We start from the raw sequence: 24,550 nt of genomic DNA, 5'->3' as shown, positions 1-24,550 counted from the left end.
TATCGACTGTTGATTTTTAAAGATCGCTGCCTTGTTTATTCGACGAAGCGTTGTGTTCGTCAGCAGCAGAGAAGCGAGATTATGCGGTACAGCGTGCAACTCGTCAACCCCTTCTTTTTCTCGTTTCGCTTACTGTTTTAACAGTGTTGCGTTGCGAGGGACAGAACTATAACCAAACGTCTGGCGTTTTGCAAGGGAATAATTCGCCATCACGACTGCGCAAGCGATCCAGGCCGACCACAGGGTGTGCGTAAGGAAGTGGGCGCCGCGCAGTTGCTGGATAATTCCGACGCCCAAGGCGAATGCCATCATCAGTGCGCCGACACCCAGGGCCTTGCGTGGCTGCTCCGGCCACCAGAAGGCCGCTATGGCGATCAGCCACAGCGCGCTGGACGCGTGTCCGCCAGGCAGGCAGTGGCCTGCGTCGATCCCGGCCGGCATCCATTCGAGCAAGCGTATATATGGAGCGTGGCTGCCGTAACGTTCCAGGTCCCAAGGGCAATGCGACGTGCTGGCACGCTTCAGGAGGCTGACCACCACCGGCACGCTGATGGCCGACATGGCAAGTACCCGCATCCCTAGGCGCCGCGCGGGCGCCCAGTCCAGGTGCGGCCGCCAGACGTCCCGCAAGGCCAGCACCACTGCGGCGCCGCCCAGGCATGACAGGACGGCTTTGAGGATCACATGGTTGAATTGTTCGGCAAACCAGGCGTGCTGCAAAGGGAACACGCCGCGAGCCCGATCGAAGGTCATATCGGCCAGGCGCAGGTCAATATCCGTGAACTGGCCGATCCACAGGATCAGGGTTGCCGACGCGGCCAGCGCCAGCAATCCCCGGGAATTCTTAAGCATCATCAATACACGCATGGAACATATCTAACTTGGGGTTGTAAACCGCGGTACTCACATTCAGCATGCCGAGCGTGGAATGGAATACGTTATCGTGCGAGAACTGCTGGCTGCTACGTGCAGCGAGGCAGCTTCGGTCAACATGGAAGCGCTGGCTGAAGCTATCCGACATCCACAGCATCATTGGCACCTTGCGCTGCTCTTCCGGCGAGAAGATATACGGCGCCCCGTGCAGGTACATATTCTTCTCGCCCAGCGACTCGCCATGGTCGGAGAAATACAGCATGGAGGCCGGCACGCCGGTCTCTTTCAGCACCTTGATGGTCTTATCAAGGAAATAATCGGTGTACAGGATGGTGTTGTCGTAGGCCGCGGTGATCTGCTCGCGCGAGCACTGCTCCAGTTCATTGGTCTGGCATACCGGGCCAAACTTCTTGAATTCGTCCGGATAGCGCTTCCAATAAGCCGGGCCGTGGCTGCCCTTCTGGTGCAGCACGATCACCAGGTCCTTTTTGGCGTTGCGGATCAGGTCCGGCAAGCCTTCAAGCAGGCGTTCGTCGAAGCACTCTTCCGAATTGCACAGCGGGTTACCGGCGACCGGCTTGGACAAGTCTTCGTAGCGCACGCGGGCGCACACGCCCTTGCAGCCGGAATTATTGTCGCGCCAGATCACTTCCAATCCGGCATGCTGCAGCACATCCAGCAAGCCTTCCTTGCTGCGCGCCTTATCTTCCGAATAACCTTCTCGCGTGAGGTCGGAGAACACGCATGGCACCGAGACCGCGGTGGCAGTGCCGCAAGAGCTGACATTATTGAAGTTGACCAGCGACGGCACTTGCGCCAGGCGCGGGTTGGTTTCGCGCTCATAGCCGTTCAGCGAGAAATTCATGGCACGGGCGGTCTCCCCGACCACGATGACGGTCACACTGCGCTGGCTGTTGCCGGCTGCCGCCCACAAGCTGCCCCTGGCGGCATCCGTGCCGAGAGGCGCGATCACCGTGGCAGTCGCCCATTTACGTTTGAGGTAGCTGTTCGTAGCCTGAAATACGTTGGTAGGCGTCAGCATGAAACGCAGTTCGCGATGCTCACGAATGGCCGGCGCCAGGGTTTTGAACAACACGAACAACAGGCCAGTGGCAAGCAGCAGCGAGCCGGCCACCAGGCCGGTATTGACCAGCACTTCGCGGCGCAGCGGCGCATAGCGCACCGGCAGGCGCCAGACCAGCCAGGACGGGATTACGCCAAGCAGCAATATGGATTGCACCAGCTTCCAGCTAAACAGCTCGCCCGCTTCGTGCACATCGGTCTCCACCACGTTCTGCACCATGGAAGCATCCACCACGATGCCGTACTGGGACATGAAATAGGCCGTCAGGGAGGACAGCAGCAACAGCGCAATTACCACAGGCTTGAACAGGCGGCGGAAGTTCACCAGCGCCAGCACCCCGCTGAACAACAGGACCAGCATCAGCGCGGAACCCAGGTAGAGCAGCAGGTTGGAGGCCTGGAACCCGCCTGTGGCCGACACAAAGCTCTTCCAGAAACTGATGTTATAGATCAGGACCAGGAAGGAAGCAGTGGCAAGCGGAAGGTAGGCGGAGCGAATGCGAGGAAATTTCATCCTCGCACGATACTTTGCGTCTGGTAAAGGCTATGTAAAGACGGCGTTAAGATTGCGTTAAATCGGCTGGGAAGCTGATATGGAAGCGGGTGCCGCCGCCCTCCCGTTGCTGAACGTGCAACTCGGCGCCGAGGTAGCTGCAAATGCGCTGCACCAGCCCCAGGCCGAGACCTGTGCCCGACGAGGCGCCATCGCCGTCCGGGCCGGATTCGCCGCGCAGGCGCGCCATGGCCGCCGCCGGCAAGCCGGGGCCGGTGTCTTCCACGACGATAGAGCGCTGTTCCAGGCGCAGCACGACTTCGCCCCGCTCCGTGTAGGCGCAAGCGTTGCGCAGCAGGTTGCCGATCGCTGCCTGCAGCAGTTCGCGCGAGCCATGTACGGTGAAGTCGGCGCCTTCCAGGTAGCGCAGGGCGACAGGCTTGCCAGCCACCAGCGCCTGGCAGCGGGCCGCTTCGTACTGCGCCAGCTCGGCCACCGACTGCGGCGGCGCCTCCAGGCCTTGCGGCGAGCGAGCCAGGCGCAGCAGCACGCTCGCCACATCGCTGGCTTCGCGCGCGGCGCGGTATATCCGTTCGGCCGGCGCCTGCAGCCCGGGTTCGCCTTCAGTATTCGCAATCAATACTTCCGCAGCACCGCTGATCACGGTCAGCGGCGTGCGCAATTCGTGGCTGACGTCACCGGTGAAGAAACGCTCGCGGTCAAGGAATTGTTTGAGTTCACCTGTGCGGCCGGTAAAAGCGCGCGCCAGCACGCCCAGTTCATCGTCACGTTCCAGGCAAGGCAGTTGGTCCTGGCGCTCTTCGACTGCCCGCGACAGCAAGGTAATCGGCGTGACAATGCGGTTGGCGAGGAAACGCGCCAGCAGCAGCGAGCAGGCAACGAAAGCAAGAAAACCCGCAGCAAACATCGAATACACGACGATCTCGATTTTTTCATATTCGCTATCGTGGTCCACTACGACGAATTCGCCATGCCCATCGTTTCCGGCCAATACATGCAGGTCGGTTCCGTCGACGGTAATTTCACGCACCCCATGCGGCAGTCCGCGCAGCGAACGGGGGATGTCGGCGCCATGATGGAATGACAAGCCGGCCGGCATCTGGACTGGCATGCCGCCGGTATGGCGCGGCGCGGCCCACAACGCGACTTCCTCCAGGCGTTCGTCAACCAGCTTTTCCTCGATGCCTTCCACTGCCAGGGCGGCAATAATGGCAAACACCGCGGAAACCGCGATCGCAAAAGTCATATAGGCGCCGATGATGCGCCGGCGCAGCGAATCAGTTTTCTTCATCTGTGTTCACCAGCTTGTAGCCGATGCCCGGGATGGTGCGCAGCATGGCAAAAGGATAAGGTTTGTCCAATGCCTGGCGCAGCGCATGGATATGGGTACGCAACGCATCGCTGTCGGGGCGCTCATCGCCCCACACGTCGTGCTCCAGCGCGTCGCGCGTCACAACGCGCGGTGCTTCCTTCATCAGGCTCTTGAGGATGGTGTAGCCGGTGCGGGTCAGTGCCAAGGGACGGCCGGCGCGGCGCGCTTCGTAATTGACAGTGTCGAATGTCAGATCGCCGAACTGCAATACCGGTGTTGCGGCCTGGGCGCCGCGCGCGCGCCGCACCAGGGCGCGCAGCCGGATCTCGAGTTCCACCAGGGAGAACGGCTTGACCAGGTAGTCGTCGGCACCGCTCTCGAAGCCGGCAACCTTGTCTTCCAGCGTGTCGCGCGCAGTCAGCATCAAAACCGGCGTGGCCTTCCCGAGTTCGCCGCGCAGCTTGCGGCACAGCTCCATGCCATTCAGGCCGGGCAGCATGACGTCGAGCACGACGGCATCGTATTCATGCTCGGTAGCCAGCGCCAATCCACCGTATCCATTGGCTGCCGTATCCAGTACATATCCTTTGGGCTCAAGGAAGCCGTACAGGTTGGCGACAATATCCTTATTGTCTTCAATGATAAGTATGCGCATACCGGCATTATAATTCCGCGATGACTATCCCACACATCACCCCGCTCAAAGACGAAGCCCTCGCGTCCCAACTGGATCGCGCCATCAATAACAAGACCAAGCCGCAGGGCAGCCTTGGGGCGCTGGAGGGATTGGCGCACAAGGTCGGCATGATCCAGCAGACCACCTGCCCGCAGGTGCGCGAGCCTGCCATCCTGGTGTTCGCAGGCGACCACGGAGTGATGGCGGAAGGCATTTCCGCCTTCCCGCAGGACGTAACCTGGCAGATGGTGGAGAACTTCCTGGCCGGCGGCGCCGCCATCAATGTCTTCGCGCGCCAGAATGGCTGCTCGCTGAAGGTGGTGGATGCGGGCGTCAAACATGATTTCGGGCCGCGCGAAGGCCTGGTCAACCGCAAGATCGCTCCCGGCACCGCCAATTTCGCACAGCAGCCGGCCATGTCGGTGCAGCAGTGCATGGAAGCGATCGAATGCGGCATGGACCTGGTAGCCGAATTGCCGGGCAATGTGCTGGGCTTCGGCGAGATGGGGATCGGCAATACCACCGCCGCAGCAGCGCTGATGCACCGCCTGACCGGCATTCCGGTGGCGGATTGCGTCGGCGCCGGCACCGGCCTGGCGCCGGAAGGCGTGCTGCACAAGCAACGCGTGATCGAAGCGGCCATGGCCCGGCACGCGGATGCGCAGGGCGGCCTGCAGGCTTTGGCGACTTTCGGCGGCCTGGAGATCGCGATGATGGCCGGCGCCATGCTGAAGGCCGCCGAACGCCGCATGGTACTCCTGATTGACGGCTTCATCGTCACCAGCGCCCTGCTGGTGGCCTCCCGCGTGCAGCCGGCAATCCTGGATTACTGCGTCTTCTCGCACTGCTCCGACGAGAATGGCCATAAGCGCATGCTGGACTTCCTTGGCGGCCGCGCGCTGCTGGACCTGGGCCTGCGCCTGGGCGAAGGCACCGGCGCCGCGCTGGCCGTGCCGCTGCTGCACGCTGCCGTCAACTTCCTGAACCAGATGGCGACTTTCGAGTCGGCCCAGGTCAGCGAGAAGTCCGAGTAATCGCCCATGCAGCAGCTGCGCCTGTTCTTCATTGCACTGCAATTCTTCACGCGCCTGCCTATTCCGCGCTGGGTCGGTTTCGAGCCGGACTGGCTGCATCATGCCTCGCGCTACTTCCCTGCTGTAGGGCTGGTGGTGGCGGCGATTGCGGGGGGCGTCTACGCGGCGGCCGCATTCGTGCTGCCGCCGGCGGTTGCCGTGCTGCTGTCTACCGCTGCCGCCATTTATGCCACCGGCGCTTTCCACGAGGACGGGTTTGCCGATAGCTGCGACGGCCTTGGCGGCGGCCACACGCGCGAGCGCGTTCTGGAAATCATGAAGGATTCGCGCATCGGTGCCTATGGCGCCATCGGCATCGGCCTGATGCTGGCGACCAAGGTGGCGACGCTGGCCAGCATGCCGAAGCTGGCGGTGCTGGGCGCGCTGCTGGCGGCGCACCCGCTGTCGCGCCTCATGGCCTGCTCCCTGATCTGGCGCATGGAGTATGCGCGGGCCGAGGGCAAGGCCAAGCCGCTGGCGCAGGAGATGCGCAACGGCGAATTTGCCATCGCAGCGCTGACCGCAGCCCTCCCGGCCGCGGGTGCCGTGGCCCTGGGCTGGCTGTCGCCTGCCGCACTGGGCGCCGGCTTGGCCGGCATGCTGCTGGCAACGTTTTGGCTGGCACGCAAATTCCAGCGGCGCCTGGGCGGCTATACCGGCGACTGCCTCGGCGCCGTCCAGCAATTGACGGAAGCCGTGTTCAACCTCGGCGTGCTGGCCTGCGTGTGGAACTGATCCTTATCCGCCACCCCCAGCCCGACGTCGCATCCGGCGTGTGCTACGGCAGCAGCGACATCCCGGCGGCGGCGGACGCCCTCGCCGCCGGCTACGCCGCGCTGGCACCGCAACTGGCCGATGTCCTGGCGCGGGGCTATCGCCTGTATTCAAGTCCCCTGCAACGCTGCACTGCCCTGGCCTCCCTGCTGGGCGCCTTCGCGCCCGACGCACGCCTGATGGAAATGAATTTCGGCACTTGGGAACTGCGCAGCTGGCCCGACATCGCACGCGCCGAGGTCGATGCCTGGGCCGCCGACCTGCTCGGCTACCGCCCCGGCGGCGGCGAAACCGTGCGCGAAGTGGCCGGCCGGGTGCAATCCTTCCTCGACGCGCTACAGCACGACGCCATCGTGGTCTGCCACGCCGGCACCATCCGCTTGATGGCTGCCATCGCCGCCGGCGAGCCCCTGCAACAGGCGGCCGCCAAGCCAAACCACATCAAGTATTGCGAGATCCTTCGCTTGTCCTGGCCCGCCAAGCCCGTATAATGGCGGGGTTTTGGTGCCCGCAATCGAATTCTCGAATGCAGTTAAACGGGAAACACGGCGCTGTCCCTGACAGCCAACGTGTGCTGCCCCCGCAACGGTAAGCAAGTGCCGCCTTCAATGTGCGGCAGCGACCTCCCGGCCACTGTGCGAAAGCATGGGAAGGCCAGGCCGCCAGACTTGCCAGCCCGGATACCGGCCAGACCAGGTGGGAACGCGCCCTGCGCCCGTTCCTGTTCATGCCGGCTTACGGGGACGTGGGCCGGCGGCCCGTTAAGAAAGTTGTCATGTCTTTTCCCGTCACACGGCAAGCGGCCCTCGCGTCGCTGGCACTGGCCGTTGCCGCACCTGCCGTCCAGGCACAAACCCAGGTTCCGGTATTGAATTCCGTGCTGGTCACCGCCACCCGCACGCCGCAGGCAGCGCGCGACATCATCAGCGACACGCTGGCCATCGGCGCCGAAGAAATCGCGCGCAGCGGCGCCGGCTCCATCACTGAATTGCTGCAGCGCCAGCGCGGCATCGAAGTTACCCGCAATGGCGGCCCCGGCACCAACGCCAGCGTTTTCCTGCGCGGCTCCAACGGCAACCAGGTCATCGTACTGGTCGACGGCGTGCGCATCGGGTCCGCCAGCAGCGGCGCGGCGGCATGGAACGCGATTCCGCTGGGCGCGGTGGACCATATCGAGGTCGTCTACGGCCCGCTGAGCACCTTGTACGGTGCCGACGCTATCGGCGGCGTGGTGCAGATCTTCACCAGGAAAGGCCAGGGCAGCCTGGCGCTGGATGCCAGCGTGTTGGCAGGTACTTACGGTACGCGTTCCGGCAGCGCTGGTATTTCCGGCAGCGCCGGCGCCTTCAATTACGCGCTCAGCGCGGGCAAGGAACGCTCCCACGGCTTCTCCGCGACTCTGCCGGCAAGCACCAGCTACAACAAGGACGACGACGGCTACGAGCGCAAACACGCCAATGGGCAGCTGGCATGGCAGGTCGCGCGCGGCCACGAACTGGGCGCTCTGTTCCTGCATAGCGACCAGGAAGCGGGCTTCGACAGCGGCAGCAAGGTACGCGCATGGAGCACGCAAAAGATTGACACAGTCGCGGTTTATTCGCGCAATCGCCTGAGCGACGTGTGGCAGATGACGACGCAAGCTGCGCAATCGCGCGACAAGTCCGGCAGCTTCACCGCCAGCGCCAGCCAGATCGACACCAGGCAGGCCCAATACAGCTGGCAGAACGATATTGCGCTGGGATCCGATAGCCTGCAGCTGCTGGCCGAACATCGCAAGGAAGAAATCGAATCCAATACCGCAGCCCTGGTACGCGAGCGCAGTACCACTTCCTGGGCTGCCAGCTACAACATGAAGCGCGGCGAGCATCTGCTGGCCGCAGCCGCCCGCAATGACGACAGCTCTCAGTATGGTTCAAAGCGCACCGGCTCGCTGGGCTACGGCTACCGCTTCACGCCAGGGCTGCGCGTCAACGCCAGCTATGGCAGCAGCTTCCGGGCGCCGACCTTCAATGAGCTGTACTACCCAGGCTACGGCTTGCCGGCCAATCGTCCGGAACAGGGTCGCAACCGCGAGATCGGCATCCACTTCGAGCAGGGCGGCACCGCACTGGGTGCTGTCGCCTATCGCAACAAGCTGACCGACCTGCTGGTAAACACCACGCCTTGCCCACGGCCCGGCTTCCGCAACGGCTGCGCCTACAACGTCAACCAGGCCACGCTGGAAGGCATTTCGCTGTCGGCACGCCAGCAACTGGGCAACAGCTTCACGCTGTCCGCCAGCGCAGACCTGCAAAATCCGCAAGACGACGGCAGCGGCAAGCTGCTGGTGCGCCGCGCCAGGCGCCACGGCAATGTGGCGCTGGAATATACTGCGGGCAACCTGAATACCGGCGCCGAATGGCAGGTGTCCAGCTATCGCTTCGACGACGCGGCCAACCGCAACCGCCTGGGCGGCTATGGTTTGCTGAACCTGTATGCGGCCTGGGAATTCGACCGTTCCTGGACCGCCACCCTGCGCTTGAACAACGTGGCCGACAAACACCATGAACTGGCGCGCAACTACGCCACCGCCGGTTCCGCCGTGTATGCCGGCCTGCGCTACAGCTACAAATAAATGAGATAAGCTGCCCGTTATGCATCCTCTTTCCGCCAACCTGCGCCTGCGCGCCGTTACCGTCATCATCCTGCTGCTGCTGTTATCGCTGGCCAGCCTGGTGGCTGCCGGCATGATCGGATCGGTCAGTATTCCGCTGGCCGACATGCCTGGGGCGCTGAAGGAATTCATCAGCGGCCAGCCTGCCTCCTTGCCCGGCCATTTGCTTGGCCTGCGCGCCGAACGGGCCGCTACGGCTTTCGTCACCGGCGCTTCGCTGTCGCTGGCTGGCGTGATGATGCAGGCCTTGCTGCGTAACCCGCTGGCCGACCCTTATGTACTGGGCATTTCGTCGGGCGCCTCGGTCGGCGCCCTGGCGGCGTTATTGTTCATGTGCGCAGCGTGGATGGTGGATGCCGCCTCCTTCGCCGGCGCGGTCGTGGTATCGATGATGCTGTACTTCCTGGCGCGGCGCGACCTGCGCGGCGGCACCGCGGCGGAAGGCGGGACGGCCCTGCTGCTGTTGACCGGAGTGATCCTGTCTTCCGGCTGCATCGCCGTGGTCACCCTGATGCTGTCGATCGCCCCGGAAAGCCGCCTGCGCACCATGGTGTTCTGGCTGATCGGCGACCTGTCCGGCTCCCCGATCCGCTGGCTGCCGTGGATCGTACTGGCCGGTGGGCTGGCGTTTTCCTTGCGCGTAGCGCGTTCGCTGAACGTGATGGCGCTGCATGCCGAAGCGGCAGCCACGCTGGGCATCCGCGTCGGGGCCCTGCGCAAGGGCCTGTTCTTCTGTTCCGGCCTGTTGACCGCCAGCGCCGTCACCACAGCCGGCAGCATCGGCTTTGTCGGCCTGATCGTGCCGCACGCCTGCCGTTTCGCCCTGGGCCCGGACCACCGCTTGCTGGTGCCGAGCGCCGCCTTGATAGGCGGCGCCTACCTGGTGCTGGCCGACACCGTCGCACGCACCATCATCGCGCCGCAGCAGCTGCCGGCAGGCGTAGTGACCGCGCTGGTCGGCACACCGGTCTTCCTGTACCAATTGCACCGGCTGAGGAAATAAGATGATCGGCACCCATCAACTGCGCCTTGCCATGGGCAAGCGCATCCTGGTCGATAAGCTGGACTGGCAGGTCGGCGATGGCGAATGCTGGAGCGTGATCGGCCGCAACGGCGCCGGCAAAAGCACCTTGCTGCGCACCCTGGCCGGCCTGCGCCAGCCGGAAGCAGGCTATGTCAGCATCGACCGCCGCGCGCTGGGCGAATGGCCGCTGCAGGAACTGGCGCTCAAGCGCGCTTTCCTGGCGCAGGCGCGCAGCGATGCTTTCTCATACTCGGTGATCGAAACCGTGCTGTCGGCACGCCATCCCTACCACGATAACCGGTATTGGGAAAACAGCGACGACCATCATGCCGCGATTGCAGCACTGGCCGCGATGGAAGTCGATCACCTGGCAGCGCGCGACGTGCGCACGCTGTCCGGCGGCGAGCGCCAGCGCGTGGCAATCGCCGCCATGCTGGCGCAGGATACCCCCCTGCTGCTGCTGGATGAGCCTGCCAATGCGCTCGACCTGGCGCACCAGGTCAGCGTGATGTCGCTGCTGTCCAAGCTATGCCGCGAACAGCGCAAGACCGTGGTAATTGTCGGCCATGACCTGACGCTGGCGCACAGCGTTTCTTCGCACGCACTGCTGCTGATGGGCGACGGGCGCTGGCTGGCCGGGCCGGTCGCAGAGGTCATGCAGCCGCCTGTCCTGAGCGAATACCTCGACCATCCAATCGAAATCGTTCGCCACGGCGAGCGTACCATCTTCATTCCCGGGAGCCCCCAATGAGCGACATCAACGACCGCCACCGCGACCGCATGGCGCGCAAGAAGGCCATCATCGACGCCAAGATCGCGGCAGCCGACAAGAATATCGGCGTCCTGATCGTCAATACCGGCAATGGCAAGGGCAAGAGTTCGAGCGGCTTCGGCATGGCGATGCGCGCCATGGGGCATGGCATGAAGGTAGGCGTGGTGCAGTTCATCAAGGGCGCCATGTCGACCGGCGAGGAGCAGTTCCTGCGCCGCTTCCCGGAAGAATGCAGCTTCCACGCCATGGGCGAGGGCTATACCTGGGAGACCCAGAACCGCGAGCGTGATGTCGAGAAGGCGCAGCAGGCCTGGGAGCAGGCGCGCGCCTTCCTGCGCGATCCGTCCTACGGCATGGTGGTGCTGGATGAACTGAACATCGCCCTCAAGTACCGCTACCTGGACGTGCACGAAGTGATTGCCGATTTGCTGGACCGGCCAGAAATGCAGCACGCCGTGGTCACCGGCCGCGCCGCGCCGCAGGAGCTGATCGACGTGGCGGATACCGTGACTGAAATGACCGTGGTCAAACACGCTTTCAAGGCCGGCATCGCGGCGCAGCCGGGCACCGAATGGTAGCCCGCGCCGTCCTGATTGCCGCCGCGGCTTCCGGGCAAGGCAAGACCACCGTCACAGCGGCGCTGGCGCGCAAGCTGGTCCGCGCAGGCCGCCGCGTGCGGGTCTTCAAATGCGGCCCGGATTTCATCGACCCGATGGTGCTGGCGCGGGCATGCGGTTCCCCGGTCGAATCGCTTGACCTGTGGATGGTCGGCGCTGAACGCTGCCGCGCCTTGCTGGCCGCAGCGGCTGCGCAGGCCGACGCGATCCTGGTGGAAGGCGTGATGGGCTTGTATGACGGCACGCCCTCCGCGGCCGACCTGTCGCGCGAATTCGGCCTGCCGGTACTGGCGGTGATCGATGCGGGCGCCATGGCGCAAACGGCCGGGGCGCTGGTGCACGGCTTGCGGGACTATGGGCCGGTTGCCATGGCTGGCGTGGTGGCGAACCGCATTGCCAGTGCGGGGCACGCGGCCATGGTGGCATCCTCGCTGCGCGACATTCCCCTGCTGGGCACCATGCCGAAGCAGGCGGCCTCGCTGCCCGAGCGCCACCTGGGTCTGGTATTGCCGGACGAAGTCGCAGGCCTCGATGACTTGCTCGACACGCTGGCTGACCAGTTGACGCTTGACCTTGCGGTATGGGACGCGTTGCCGGCAGCGCGCATAGCGCCCGGCGCCAATGACGCTCCGGCCGTGCGGCTGCTCGACGGTGCGCGCATCGCCGTCGCGCGCGATGCGGCCTTCATGTTCCTCTACCCTGCCAACCTGTCGACGCTGGAAGCGCTGGGGGCGCAGCTTGACTACTTTTCCCCGCTGGCCGACGAGCCGGTGCCACCCCAGGCCACGGCCGTCTACCTGCCGGGCGGCTACCCTGAACTGCACGGTGCCGGGCTGTCCGCAGGCCGGCGCTGGCAAACCTCGCTGCGCGCCGCGCATGCCGACGGCTTGCCGATCGTGGCCGAATGCGGCGGCATGATGGCCCTTGCCGAATCGCTGCAGGACAAGGAGGGCAATGACTGGCCTATGGCCGGCCTGTTGCCCGGCAAGGTCGCCATGCAAGCCCGGCTTGCCGGCCTGGGTGCGCAGGCCATGCCTACGGCGCAGGGCCCGTTGCGCGGCCATACCTTCCACTATTCCCGCCTGGAAACCGGGGTGCCGCCTGCCGCGACAACGCAAAAACACCCCAGCGGTGCCGCAGGCGAAGCAGTCTACCGCATAGGATCGCTGCAGGCCTCCTACTTCCACGCCTACTTCCCATCCAATCCAGCCGCTGTGGCAGCCATGTTTTCGCGGAGCGCAGCATGAGCCGCACCCTGGTCTTCGGTGGTGCGCGCTCCGGCAAGAGCGCCCATGCCGAACGCATTGCTGCGGCTTCCGGCAAGGAGGTGGTCTACATCGCCACCGCTGCCGCGGGCGACGCTGAAATGACGGCCCGCATCGCCCAGCATCGCGCACAGCGCCCGCAGCAATGGCACACCGTGGAAGAACCGGTCGCCCTTGCCGCAGTCCTGGCCGAATGGCGCGCGCCGCACCGCCTGCTGCTGGTCGATTGCCTGACGCTGTGGCTGTCCAACCTGATGTTCTGCGACGGCACGCGGTACCCGGAGGTCGGCACGATCGAGCTGCCGGCGCGCTTCCACGAGCAGCGCGCTGCCTTGCTGGACGAGCTGGCAGTCGAACGCGGCGACGTGGTGCTGGTATCGAATGAAGTCGGCATGGGCATCGTGCCTTGGGGAGCTGTCTCGCGCAGCTATGCCGACGAGGCTGGACGCCTGAACCAGTCGGTTGCAGCTGCCTGCGACCGGGTCGCCTTTGTCGCGGCCGGCCTGCCGCTGATGCTGAAAGACACGTGATGCTGCTGGCAGGCCTGGACTGGACCATATTCGCAGGCGCGCTGCTGGCTGGAGTGCTGCTCGACGCCTTGCTCGGCGAAGTGTCGCGCTTCCATCCGCTGGTGGGCTTCGGCCGCCTGGCCAGCGCCATCGAAAAACGCTTGAATCCGCGCGCCGCCAAGCCGGCTGCGCCCTTCGCCCGCTTTATCCGCGGTGCGCTGGCCTGGGCGCTTGCCGTGCTGCCGCTCACCATGCTCGCAGCCTGGCTCTGCGCCCAGTCCCTGCCGCCTGCGGCACAAACGGCCCTGCACGCGATACTCCTCTACTTCTGCCTCGGCCTGTGCAGCCTGCGCGACCACATGCTCCCCATCTGGCTTGCACTGCAGGCCGGCGACCTGGCAGCCGCACGTGCCCTGACTGCGCGCATCGTCAGCCGCGACACCGGGCATGCCACAGAATCCGACCTCGCCAAAGCAGCTACTGAGTCAATGCTGGAAAATGGCAACGACGCAGTCTTCGGAACCTTGTTCTGGTTCGCCATCGCCGGCGGCCCCGGCGCCCTGATGTTCCGCCTGGCGAACACGCTTGATGCCATGTGGGGCTACCGCACCGAACGCTTCAACCTGTTCGGCCGCAGCGCCGCCCGCATTGACGACGCACTGAACTACCTGCCGGCACGCCTGACAGCAATCAGCTACGCCCTGCTGGCACCGGGTGCAGGCGGTACGCGCCGCGCACTGGCCTGCTGGCGCAGGCAAGCCCCGGCCTGGAGCAGTCCCAATGCGGGCCCGGTCATGTCCACCGGCGCCGGCGCGCTCGGCCTGCAACTGGGCGGTGCCGCAAGCTACGGCGGCGAAATCGAACAACGGCCGCCGCTGGGCCAGGGCGACGAGGCGTCAGCCGCCGACATCCCCCGCGCCTGGCACCTGGTGCGCAATACGACCGGGCTATGGCTGGCCATATTGCTGGCCATCTCCTACGGAGTACATCATGCTTGAACACGGCGGCAAACTGCGCGAGGCAGCGCAACGCTACGGCCGCAACGACTGGCTCGACTTGTCGACCGGCCTGAATCCCAATGGCTACCCAGCGCCAGCTCTGGCCATCGATGCCTGGCACCGCCTGCCCGAACACGACCCGGCCCTGCTGGAAGCTGCGCAGCGCTACTACGGTGCGCCGCGCATGCTGGCAGTAGCCGGCACGCAAGCGGCAATCCAGGCCCTGCCCCGCCTGCGGCCGCCATCGCGCGTGGCAGTCGCCAGCCCGAGCTACGCCGAACACCTGCACCATTGGTCGCAGCATGGCCACCACACCAGCGCCGTTCCCTACAGCGAACTTGGCGCCGCAGTCTCCACTGCCGACGTAGTGGTGGTCTGCAACCCGAACAATCCCACCGGTGCGGTCGTGCCGCGCGAAACACTGCTGCAGTGGGCCGAAGTGCTGCGGGCACGCGGCGGCTGGCTGATAATCGACGAAGCCTTTGCCGACACCGACGGCGCCCAAAGCCTCGCCGGCTCCACGCAGGTTCCTGGCCTGATCGTGCTACGCTCAGTCGGCAAGTTCTTCGGCCTGGCCGGCGTGCGCCTCGGCTTCGTCGCCGCAAGCGGGGATATCCTGGCGCCGCTGGCGGATATGCTGGGCCCCTGGGCCGTCAGTGGACCGGCTCAGCAAGTGGCGCGCGCTGCGCTCGTGGACAGCGCCTGGCAGCACGCTACGCAAGAAGCACTGCACGCGGCCGGTACCCGCCTGCGCCAGCTGCTGGCCGGTCACGGCATCGCCAGCAATGGCACGGCACTGTTCCAATGGTGGCCGGAAGCGCGTGCCGAAGAATTTCACGACCACATGGCGCGCCGCGGCATCTGGGTACGCCTGTTCCGCGAAGCGGCGCGCGGCATCCGCCTCGGGCTGCCTGCTGACGAAGCAGGCTGGCATCGCCTTGAACTGGCATTGAATGAATGGACCAACCGATGAAACGATACCTGCTGCTTTTCGCGCTGTGCGCCTCCCAATTCCCTGCGCACGCCGCCATCACCGTCAATGACGACGACGGCAAACCGGTCACCCTGCAAAAGCCTGCAGAGCGTGTAGTCGCACTGGCGCCGCACGTCACGGAGCTGCTTTTCGCAGCCGGCGGTGCCAGGAAGATCGTGGGGGCGGTCAGCTACAGCGACTATCCGGAAGCCGCCAAACAGGTTCCACGCGTCGGCGACAATCGCCAGGTCGACATGGAGCGCCTGCTGGCAATGAAGCCGGACCTGCTGGTCGTCTGGCGCCATGGCACCTCCGAGCGCCAGATCGATCAACTGCGCGAGCTCGGTATCCCTATTTTCCACAGTGAGCCGAAGAAGCTGGACCAGATTGCCGACAACCTGGAAAAGATGGGCAAGCTGCTCGGCACCGAGCCCGCCGCCAACGCCGCCGCCAGGGAATTGCGCCAGAAACTGGCCGCCCTGCGCACGCAATATGCCGCGCGCCCGCCGGTGCGCACCTTCTACCAGGTATGGGACAAGCCGCTCTACACGCTGAACGGTGAGCACATCGTCAGCGACGCGCTGAAAGTATGCGGCGGCCAGAACATCTTCGCCGACCAGAAAGTGACAGCGCCAGTAGTCAGTGTCGAGGCCGTACTGGAAGCCGATCCCGAAGCAGTCTTCGCCACGGCGGAAAAAGACTACGGTGGCGTCAACCTTTGGCGGCCCTTCAAGACATTCAAAGCGACGCGCCAGGACAACCTGTTCACGATCGACGGCAGCCTGCTCAATCGCGCCGGCCCGCGCATGATCGCCGGCACCGCCGTACTGTGCGAAAAGCTGGAAGAAGCCCGCAAGCACCGCCCCGCAAAATGAACTTCCCTTACCGCACCCTGATGGTCCAGGGCACCACGTCCGACGCTGGCAAGAGCACCATCGTCGCCGCCCTGTGCCGCCTGCTCAAGCAGCGCGGCGTGCGCGTCGCGCCCTTCAAGCCGCAGAACATGGCGCTCAACAGCGCGGTCACCATCGACGGTGGCGAAATCGGGCGCGCCCAGGCGCTGCAGGCGATAGCCGCCGGCATCCCGTCGCATACCGACATGAACCCGGTGCTGCTCAAGCCAAGCAGCGACATCGGTGCCCAGGTCATCATCCACGGCAAGGTGCGCGGCGACATGAATGCGCGCGACTACCACCAATACAAGACCATCGCCATGGCGGCCGTGCTGGAATCCCACCAGCGCCTGCTGGCGCAATACGAAACGGTGGTGGTGGAAGGCGCCGGCAGCCCAGCCGAAATCAACCTGCGCGACCGCGACATCGCCAATATGGGCTTTGCGGAAGCGGTGGACTGCCCCGTCATCCTGTGCGCGGATATCGACCGCGGCGGCGTCTTCGCCCATATTGTCGGCACCCTGTCCTGCCTGTCCCAAAGCGAGCGCAATCGCATCATCGGCTTCGTCATCAACCGCTTCCGCGGCGACATCAAGCTGCTGGAACCTGGACTGGACTGGCTGGAGCAGCAGACCGGCAAGCCGGTACTGGCCGTGCTGCCCTACCTGCACGGCCTCTACCTCGATGCCGAAGACGCGGTGCAGGCGGTGCAGGCCGAACGCGGAGCCTTCCGCGTGGTGGTGCCAAGCCTGCCGCGCATGAGCAACCATACCGATTTCGATGCGCTGCGCGCCCATCCCGGCGTGGACTTGCGCTTTGTGCGCAAAGGCGAAGCGATCCCGCCGGCCGACCTGCTCATCCTCCCCGGCAGCAAGAACACGCGCGACGACCTGGCCGCGCTGAAAGAAGGCGGCTGGCCGCAGGCGATTGCGCGCCACCTGCGCTACGGGGGCAAGGTGATCGGGATCTGCGGCGGCTTCCAGATGCTGGGTACGCAGGTGGTGGATCCGCACGGCGTGGAAGGCCGGGCCGGCAGCGAAGAAGGCCTGGGCCTGCTGGACCTGCAGACAGCGCTCACGCGCGACAAACGCCTGGCGCAAGTCAGCGGCCGATGCGCTTTCGACGATGCACCCGTCAGCGGCTATGAGATCCACATGGGCGTCTCGACCGGTTCCGCCCTGGCGCAACCGGCCTTCTTCATCGACGGCCGGCCGGAGGGCGCCATCTCCGCCGATGGCCAGGTGCTCGGCAGCTACCTGCATGGCCTGTTCGACCACCCGCAAGCCGGCCGCGCCTTGCTGCACTGGGCCGGCCTGGCGACGCAGCAAACCGTCGACACCAATGCCTTGCGCGAAGCTAGCCTGGACACGCTCGCCGCCGCCTGCGAACCATTGATGGAAGCGCTGCTCAAGCCAATGTAGGCATTGCTTTATTTGCAAACACTTTCAGGATTGGCTACCATCGTCCTGGTGAGTAACCGCATTTCAAGTCAAGGCACGCACTACAGTGAAGCTGATTCGGAAAAGCAGGCTGGTTCGCAGGCAAAAAGACGCCACCATCCATTGCGAGATCGAGCTATGCGAGGTGGCAGGCTCCGTGGGAGGCTCACCGGTCCGCTACCTGGTCAACCTGCGCCAGGGCCGCACCGGCGAAGAATGGCGCGAAAGCACGCGCACGCCACAGCCGGTCGACTGGCAAGCCGCGGAAACCCTCTTCGAACTGGCGCTGATCGAGCGCGCCGCGCAAGGATTCAGCGATCCGGCATCCGCCCCGGAACCTGCCGTGCCGCAAAGCGTGGCAAATGCCCCGGCTCCGGCACAAACCCCATCCGATCCCGCTGCCGTCGCGCTGCTGCAGCAACTGCAGGCCGGGAACTGGAAAAACCTGGACCAGCACCACCGCAACCGTATCATCTGGCGCATTGGCGAGCGCCGCCTGCGTGGCGCCGTTCCCACCATGGTCGACCTGATCGCACGCGGCGACGCCATGCAGGACTACTGCCTGGCCTGGGCCATCGGCCGCTGCGGCGACACCGGTGCCGCCATCGCCATGCAGGAGCTGCACGCGCGCGGCCGCACCGATGCCGTGCGCCGCATTGCCCTGCAAGCCTGGCTGATGCTGGCTGATGGTGGCGCGCGACAGGCACACGCTTCCCGCCTGCTGGCCGACTGGCCGGCCGCCCTGCGCAGCGCCTGGGACCAGCAGGACGAAGAAAAACTGCTGTCGATCGCTAACGGCGACGACGATTGGCAAGGCTTGTCGAAATCGGACTGGCTGGAGCAGCTGCATCAGGTAGCCCTCAGCCAGCCGCTGGCGCGCCGCATCCTGCGTATCCACCTGAAGCGGATGCGCTTGCGCGCCGGGACCTTCCGCGCCGTACGCCACATCTACAAAGCTGCGGAAATGGCCGGCGATGCCGAGCTGTTTGGCCTGCTCCAGCAGCGCTTTGACACCGATACCCATACCAGCAGCAGCCAGTGGGTCTACGTGCGCCGCGCCTACACCAAGTATGCGGAGGAAGCGTCGCGCCCGGACAGCAAGGTGGCTTACGGCGTACGCACCCGCGACTACCTGCGCCGGCGCGGCTGGCGCACCCTGCGCAGCCTGGCGCAGGACCGCGACCCGGGCTACATCCAGATGGCGCTCGGCATGCTGGCCGCGATGGACGACAGCGACGCCGGCCAGCCGAGTTCGCGCGGCGGCCGGTACTACGACAGCTATAGCCATTGGATGGTCTTCAACCGCATGCTGCGCGCACGCGGCCATTGGCTCAGCAACCGCCCTGGCACCAGCTGGTACCAGCTCCACCCTATCCAGCCCGATGACAGGCGCCAGGAAGCATTCCCCGAACTGTGGGACGCGCAGCCGCAGGCCCTGCTTGCGCTGATGCAGCAAAGCCGCTGCGGCGGTGTGCATGAATTCGCGGCGCGCGCGCTGGCCGACAACCAGGCCTTCTGCGCAGCGCTGGAAATGAACGTGATCCGCGAGCTGCTGCGCAGCCCCTACCTGTCGACGGCGCGCTTTGCCTTCCAGACAGCGCGCCGACGCTTCGAGCCGGGCATTCCGCCGACCGAATGGCTGCTATTGCTGATCCAGTGCACCCTGCCGGAAGCGACCCAGTACGCACTGGACTGCATCGTGCGCGACCCGCTGCACTACGCTGCCGATCCGCTGCTGGTCGCAGCCGTCGCCTGCGCGCCGCTGGAGGCGGTACGCCGCCAGGGCCGCATGCTGTGCCAGGTCGCAGCCACCTTGCCGGGCCAGGCGCCGGCTATCGTCATGCAGCTGCTGGACTGGCTGGACAACTGCGCCGATATCGACGATGCGCGTAATACGGTGCCGGAAATCGGCGCCGACCTGCATTGGCTGATCGAGAATTCGCTGCGAGATGCCGCTGCCGGCGCGCCCTATGAACGCCTGCTGCAGCTGCTTGGCCATGCGCTGGCTGCAGTGCGCCTGCTGGCCTGCCAGTGGCTGATACTGCATCCGGCACCCACCGGCATGCTGCCCGGTTCCAAGCTGGCCATGCTTCTGAAGGATGAAGACGCCGAAGTGCGCGGTGCCGCCGTGCGCCTGTTCGGCATGCTGCCGGACCAGGTACTGGCCGCGCAATCGGACCTGATCATCGCCTTCGCCACCAGCGCGGAGGCTAGCGTAAGGCGTGGCGTCGATCCGGTCGTCCAGCGCCTGAGCTCCGCCGATGCCGGCTTCCGCCATACTTTGCTGGAAGGGCTGCTCGACGCCTTGTTCCGCAGCGAAACCGGCGAGGGCATGCACGCCGACCTGGTGGCCTGGGTTACCGGGCCGTTGAAGGACGAAGCACAATTGGCCGATACCGCATTGCTGGTGCGCCTGCTGGCAGCACGCAGCAAGGGCGCCCTGCTTCTCGGCTCGCGCTTGCTGCCCCGCTTCAGCAGCGGGCAGTTCGACGTCGCGGCCTGGGCATCCTTCGGCCGCAACCCGATAGCCAGCGTCCGGCAATGGGCATTCGAGGCTTACCGCTCCGACCCGCAGCGCGTGCGGGGCCAGATGGAAGCAGCATTGCGCATCTTCGACAGCCGCTTCGACGACAGCCGCGAGTTCGCCACGGCCTTCTTTACCGATTCCTGCACGCGCGACGACTGGACGCCGCTGCTGCTGGTGAACCTGTGCGACCACCAGGATCCGGCCGCGCAACGTTTCGGCCGCGCCATGATCACCAGGCATTTCGATGTCGGCGACGTGACCGAGCTGCTGGATAAACTGAGCCAGCACCCTTCCGCCAATATGCAGCTCTTCGTCAGCTCCTGGCTGGAAAGCGCCTGCGCCGGCGACGTGCACAAGCTGCAGCGCATGGAACCCTACTTCCTCAACGTCCTGTCGCAAGTGAACCGCGGCCGCGTCGTAAAAGGCAGGGTTCAGGCCTTCCTGCGCGCGCAGGCAGAACTCTCGGAAGACATCGCCGGCTTTGTCGCCAGGATATTTGCGCGCCAGGTGCTCACCGTCGCCATCGCCGATAAGTCGCAATACATCGAAGGCCTGCGCGCCATCCAGCAGCGTTATCCGGAACTGCCGGCAGCCATCACGATCCACACGCCGGCGGCCATCGCCGGCCGGGGAAGCAAGACATGAGATTCCAGTACCGCTACTACGGCGAGACTTACGTCAGCAACAGCGCGGCATCGACCGATATGCGCTTTGTGCCGGACACCCTGCGCGCCCCGACCTACTTCGTCGCCGACATCAACAAGCACATCCCCTTCCGCGAGGCGATCTCCGCGCTGCACGACGTGGTGATTGCCGACCAGCGCTACCAGCCAAAAGACAAGACAGCCTACAAGGAATGGGCAGCGCAAAACGAAAGCATGATGCTGGCGCAGTTCCAGGCCCGCGGCAGCGAGCTGAAAGAACAGTTGCAGCCGCTGCAAACCGAACTGCGCGCACTGCGCGAGCGCAAGTCGAAGCTGATGAAGCCCTTCTACGAGGCACAGTCCAGGTATTACAACTACCTGTACCAGACCAACCGTGAACTGTGGATCGCGCTAGACCCGGTGATCACCGTGCATCCGGACCGCGTATTCTTCGAGTGCTTCAGCCGCGACGAATCGAGCTACGCCTCGCTCAGTTGCAGCCACAACGTGTTCGACCATATCGGCGACTTCGCTTGCGGCACCACCAATATCGACTACTCGGAAAGCCTGTACGGCGAATTCCAGAAGATCCGCGACTACAAAAGTACCAGGCTGTCGATCGACCCGAGCGGCTTCCAGGTCAAGACCGCAGACGATCCCGAGTTCATCGAAGAGAAGATTGATGTGCCGGACACCTGGGTACGCGGCTTCCTGCAGGTAAGCAGCGCGATGAACATGGTTGCGCGCCGGCTGGACCTGCATCCGATGGACGTGCACAACTTCTGCCTGCAGATGCGGCGCAAGAAAGAACGCGTCGGCCCGCGCTCGATCCGTTTCGTGCTGGCGCCGGGAGAACCGGTGCGCGCACTGTTCGAACCGTGGAATGAAGAAGTGGTCTGCCGCCGCTCCATTTATCGCGGCAACGTGGCGGAAGAAGTTCGCGTCTGGGGCCGCCGCCGCCTGATGCTGCTTGAACGCCTGATACCGGTCGCCCAAAGCTTCACGGTGCACTTGATGGGCAGCGGCCTGCCCAGCTTCTGGATCGCCAATCTGCCCGACATGCAGTTCACGCTTGGCCTCTCCGGCTGGACCGCCAACGACTGGTCGCACGCCGGCCAGTTCGACTTGCTGGCGCCGCGCGGCGAGATCGACAACGACAGCAAGGAAAAGGTTTTCAAAGCGCTGGGCAAGCGCTGGTTCGCCACCAGCGCCCAACTGTCCCTCGACACCGGTCTCGATCGCATGATGGTGGAACGCGCGCTGACGCTGTACACGCAAGCCGGCCGCGTGGTCTACGACCTGGTGAATGAAGTCTACCGCCTGCGGGAACTGGCGCGCGACCCGCTGCCGCTGGATACGCTGCGCTTCGCCAGTCCCGAGGAAGAGGAGGCCTGGAAGCTGGTCGCACTGCACGCGATGAGCAACCATGCAGTCGAAGCGGTGGCCGACGGCGGCATCCGCCTGAGTGCACAAGCCAGACAAGGCGATCGCCAGTACCAGGTCATGCTGCGGCTCGATGCCGACGAACGCATCGTCGATGGCGCCTGCCAGTGCAACTTCTTCACATTCAACCGCATGCACAAAGGTCCTTGCGCGCACATGCTCGCGCTGCGCATGTCGCGGCAGCAGGCGGCTTGAGGATGACGATTGATATGAAAAAAGCAAATGAACTGATATACTCGATTCAGCAAACACGGCGGGATGGCTCTTGCAACCCGAACGGCGGATCGCCGTTCTCGTATTCAGCTCTTCCCATGCGCCACTGGCACGCTCTTCACAGTGCCATACTGACACCGGTGCCGCAAGACGGTGTGACTGCCCTGCAGTCCATTCGCGGCACCGGTGTCGTATGGCATCGAGTGGAGCGCTCCAGTCTTAAAGGCTCTTCGATGACAATCCCGCCGTGCTTGCATCTTTCGCGCTCGCCTCGCAAGGAGGCCGTGCAATGAGCGCCACCGAATCCAAGCCAGTCACGACCCGCGCCGAATTGATGGAACGCCTGCGTAACAGCTCGCGCCAGGAAGTCGTGCTGGGTGAGATGCAGCGCCTTGGCTTCTGGCCCGCCAATACCGGCCAGCCCAGCGAGCTGGAAGAAGTCGTCAAACGCGAGGCCGAACTCAGTAGCGCGCTGAATTGCCTTGGGCAGGAACTACGCACCATCCAGGACCCGGAACAGGCACTCAAGGCCATGCGCAAGGAGCGCCTGGCCAAAGCCCGGCAACGCCGCGAGGAAACGCGCCAAAAGCGCGCGCGCGAACGCTTTGAACGTGCGACGGCCTGGCACCAGCGCCAGTCGACCGAGCTGCTTTACCTGGGCGCAGGCGTTTCCGCCGGCTTGAACCAGGCAGAAAGCAATGCCGAAAAGCTGGCGCGCTGGTCGCTGCCGACGCTGAACAACGCGAGCGAACTTGCGACCGCCATGGGCGTTACCCTGCCCGAGCTGCGCTTCCTGAGTTTCGAGCGACGCGTATCGCGCATCAGCCATTACCGCCGTTTCGCCATGCCGAAGAAAACCGGCGGCGAACGGATCATCTCTGCGCCGATGCCGCGCGTGAAACGCCTGCAGTACTGGGTGCTGGACAACATCCTTGGCAAGGTGCCACTGCACGATGCTGCGCACGGTTTCATCCCGGGCCGCTCCATCGTCAGCAATGCCCAGCCCCACGTGGGCAAGGCGGTGGTGATCAACCTCGACCTGAAGAATTTCTTCCCTTCGATCAGCCTGCCGCGCATCAAAGGCGTGTTCCGGGAGCTTGGCTATAGCGAACAACTGGCAACTACGCTTGGACTGATTTGCACGGAAACGCCAGTTGAAGAAGTCAGCGTGGACGGCGAAAGATTCTTCGTCGCGATCGGCGAGCGCGCACTGCCGCAAGGTGCGCCAAGCAGTCCGGCATTGACCAACATCCTGTGCCGCCGCCTCGACGCGCGCGTGCAAAGCTGCGCCGCCAAGCTGGGCTTCGCCTATACCCGCTATGCCGATGACCTGACCTTCTCCGGCGATGCCGCCGCGCGCAAGCTTGCAGGCAAGTTGCTATGGCGCGTCAAACAGATCATTGCCGACGAGGGCTTTACGCCCCACCCTGAAAAACAGCATGTCATGAGCGATGCGCAATGCCAGAGCGTCACCGGCATCGTGGTCAACAAGAAGCTGTCCCTTGACCGCGACACCTTGCGCCGCTTCCGTGCCACTTTATTTCAGGTCGAGAAGGACGGGCCAGCCGGCAAGCAGTGGAACGGCAATGAAAACGTCATCGACGCGCTGGAAGGCTACGCTCAGTTCATCAGGATGGTCGATGGCGCGAAGGGGGGACCGTTGCTGCAGCAGGTACGCGCAGTACGCGCGAAATGGCTGGCACTGGCCCCCGCTGCCGGCACGCCAGCCGCGCGCCGCAGCAGCGGTTTCCGCGCCTTGTCGGCGCAAGGAAAGGAGCCATGGGCCGGATTCTGGCAAGCCGCGGCAGCGCCGGCGCCCGAGCTGGAAAAAACGCAGCAACAACTGACGCAGGAAAAAACCGCGGCCAGGAAAAAGGTAGTTACGCCGACGAGCGGCCCTTCGCGGCCGACTGCAAGGCCGGCTGCAGAGGCGCCGGCAGCGGCGCGCGGTGGCCGCGGGACATTCACCGGGCGCCCTTGGGTAGCCATCATCATCCAGGTCTACTTCGCCATCACCTTATGCCTGAACCTCCACACGCCATTGCCGTTTGTCGTCGCAGTGATGCTGGCCGTACCGGCCTGGAAGAACTACAACGCAAAGTGGCTGCGCTACTTCGGCGCCATGTTCATAGCGGTGCTGGTCGGCGCCTTATTGCGATAAGCACAGGGGCGAAAACAAAAGCAAAAAGCCCGCTGGCACATGCCTAGCGGGCTTTTCTAATAAGAGCCTGACGATAACCTACTTTCACACTGGTTGCAGCACTATCATCGGCGC

At 64.7% G+C, this 24,550-nt stretch carries 20 protein-coding genes and 1 riboswitch; of the genes, 16 read left to right on the top strand and 4 right to left on the bottom strand.

Annotated features, from left to right (window positions below):
- Positions 1–129 precede the first annotated feature (129 nt).
- From ASE26_RS19535 to ASE26_RS19520, 4 genes are read right to left on the bottom strand one after another with little or no spacing between them, the layout of a single operon-like run.
- Positions 130–855: a phosphatase PAP2 family protein gene (locus ASE26_RS19535; RefSeq protein ID WP_229207161.1), complete on the bottom strand. Its 726-nt coding sequence runs from the start codon at positions 853–855 to the stop codon at positions 130–132.
- Positions 845–2,470, bottom strand: coding sequence for a phosphoethanolamine transferase (locus tag ASE26_RS19530; protein ID WP_055931950.1), 1,626 nt, complete (start codon positions 2,468–2,470; stop codon positions 845–847). Before ASE26_RS19530 ends, ASE26_RS19535 begins: the two co-directional genes overlap by 11 nt.
- Positions 2,471–2,516: 46 nt before the next feature.
- Positions 2,517–3,761, bottom strand: coding sequence for a HAMP domain-containing sensor histidine kinase (locus ASE26_RS19525; RefSeq protein WP_055931947.1), 1,245 nt, complete (start codon positions 3,759–3,761; stop codon positions 2,517–2,519).
- Entirely contained in the window at positions 3,748–4,437 is a 690-nt protein-coding gene (locus ASE26_RS19520; protein WP_055931945.1) for a response regulator transcription factor, read from the bottom strand. The genes ASE26_RS19525 and ASE26_RS19520 overlap by 14 nt, the downstream gene beginning before the upstream one ends.
- A 20-nt stretch (positions 4,438–4,457) precedes the next feature.
- Between ASE26_RS19520 and cobT the strand changes: the two genes are divergently transcribed.
- From cobT to ASE26_RS19440, 16 genes are all read left to right on the top strand, one after another.
- Positions 4,458–5,492 (top strand): nicotinate-nucleotide--dimethylbenzimidazole phosphoribosyltransferase, encoded by a 1,035-nt coding sequence (gene cobT / locus ASE26_RS19515; RefSeq protein WP_055931942.1) that lies wholly within the window; start codon positions 4,458–4,460, stop codon positions 5,490–5,492.
- Positions 5,493–5,498: 6 nt separating this feature from the next.
- Entirely contained in the window at positions 5,499–6,266 is a 768-nt protein-coding gene (locus ASE26_RS19510; RefSeq protein WP_055931939.1) for an adenosylcobinamide-GDP ribazoletransferase, read from the top strand.
- A complete protein-coding gene (locus ASE26_RS19505) occupies positions 6,257–6,796 on the top strand; it encodes a histidine phosphatase family protein (protein WP_055931936.1) in 540 nt (179 codons plus the stop codon). The genes ASE26_RS19510 and ASE26_RS19505 overlap by 10 nt, the downstream gene beginning before the upstream one ends.
- A riboswitch (cobalamin riboswitch) is annotated at positions 6,791–7,012 on the top strand. (Overlaps the previous gene by 6 nt.)
- A 68-nt stretch (positions 7,013–7,080) precedes the next feature.
- Complete coding sequence (locus tag ASE26_RS19500; protein ID WP_055931934.1) at positions 7,081–8,919, top strand: TonB-dependent receptor domain-containing protein; 1,839 nt, start codon at positions 7,081–7,083, stop codon at positions 8,917–8,919.
- 19 nt (positions 8,920–8,938) lie between these two features.
- Positions 8,939–9,961 (top strand): iron ABC transporter permease, encoded by a 1,023-nt coding sequence (locus ASE26_RS19495; RefSeq protein ID WP_055931931.1) that lies wholly within the window; start codon positions 8,939–8,941, stop codon positions 9,959–9,961.
- 1 nt (position 9,962) lies between these two features.
- Positions 9,963–10,733, top strand: a complete 771-nt coding sequence (locus ASE26_RS19490) for an ABC transporter ATP-binding protein (protein WP_055931930.1) — start codon at positions 9,963–9,965, stop codon at positions 10,731–10,733.
- Positions 10,730–11,332 (top strand): cob(I)yrinic acid a,c-diamide adenosyltransferase, encoded by a 603-nt coding sequence (gene cobO / locus ASE26_RS19485; protein ID WP_057246791.1) that lies wholly within the window; start codon positions 10,730–10,732, stop codon positions 11,330–11,332. Before ASE26_RS19490 ends, cobO begins: the two co-directional genes overlap by 4 nt.
- Complete coding sequence (locus tag ASE26_RS19480) at positions 11,326–12,618, top strand: cobyrinate a,c-diamide synthase (protein ID WP_055931923.1); 1,293 nt, start codon at positions 11,326–11,328, stop codon at positions 12,616–12,618. The genes cobO and ASE26_RS19480 overlap by 7 nt, the downstream gene beginning before the upstream one ends.
- Positions 12,615–13,166: a bifunctional adenosylcobinamide kinase/adenosylcobinamide-phosphate guanylyltransferase gene (cobU, locus tag ASE26_RS19475; protein WP_055931920.1), complete on the top strand. Its 552-nt coding sequence runs from the start codon at positions 12,615–12,617 to the stop codon at positions 13,164–13,166. Before ASE26_RS19480 ends, cobU begins: the two co-directional genes overlap by 4 nt.
- A 2-nt stretch (positions 13,167–13,168) precedes the next feature.
- Positions 13,169–14,143 carry an adenosylcobinamide-phosphate synthase CbiB gene (gene cbiB, locus ASE26_RS19470; RefSeq protein WP_055931959.1) on the top strand — a complete coding sequence of 325 codons (975 nt, stop codon included), beginning with the start codon at positions 13,169–13,171 and terminating at the stop codon, positions 14,141–14,143.
- On the top strand, positions 14,136–15,116 hold the full coding sequence (gene cobD, locus ASE26_RS19465; RefSeq protein WP_055931917.1) for a threonine-phosphate decarboxylase CobD: 981 nt from the start codon (positions 14,136–14,138) through the stop codon (positions 15,114–15,116). Before cbiB ends, cobD begins: the two co-directional genes overlap by 8 nt.
- Positions 15,113–15,991: a cobalamin-binding protein gene (locus tag ASE26_RS19460; RefSeq protein ID WP_055931956.1), complete on the top strand. Its 879-nt coding sequence runs from the start codon at positions 15,113–15,115 to the stop codon at positions 15,989–15,991. Before cobD ends, ASE26_RS19460 begins: the two co-directional genes overlap by 4 nt.
- Positions 15,988–17,430, top strand: a complete 1,443-nt coding sequence (locus ASE26_RS19455; protein WP_055931914.1) for a cobyric acid synthase — start codon at positions 15,988–15,990, stop codon at positions 17,428–17,430. The genes ASE26_RS19460 and ASE26_RS19455 overlap by 4 nt, the downstream gene beginning before the upstream one ends.
- A gap of 85 nt (positions 17,431–17,515) precedes the next feature.
- A complete protein-coding gene (locus ASE26_RS19450; RefSeq protein WP_057246790.1) occupies positions 17,516–20,620 on the top strand; it encodes a hypothetical protein in 3,105 nt (1,034 codons plus the stop codon).
- Entirely contained in the window at positions 20,617–22,257 is a 1,641-nt protein-coding gene (locus ASE26_RS19445; RefSeq protein WP_057246789.1) for an SWIM zinc finger family protein, read from the top strand. The genes ASE26_RS19450 and ASE26_RS19445 overlap by 4 nt, the downstream gene beginning before the upstream one ends.
- 307 nt (positions 22,258–22,564) lie before the next feature.
- The gene (locus tag ASE26_RS19440; protein ID WP_057246788.1) at positions 22,565–24,436 is read left to right on the top strand and encodes a reverse transcriptase family protein; all 1,872 of its coding nucleotides are present in this window, start codon (positions 22,565–22,567) and stop codon (positions 24,434–24,436) included.
- Positions 24,437–24,550 lie beyond the last annotated feature (114 nt).

The sequence above is a fragment of the Duganella sp. Root198D2 genome, from assembly GCF_001428585.1.
GTDB lineage: Bacteria > Pseudomonadota > Gammaproteobacteria > Burkholderiales > Burkholderiaceae_D > Rugamonas.
The sequence above is the reverse complement of the archived record's forward strand: the minus strand, read 5'-3'. Positions and strand labels throughout refer to the sequence as shown.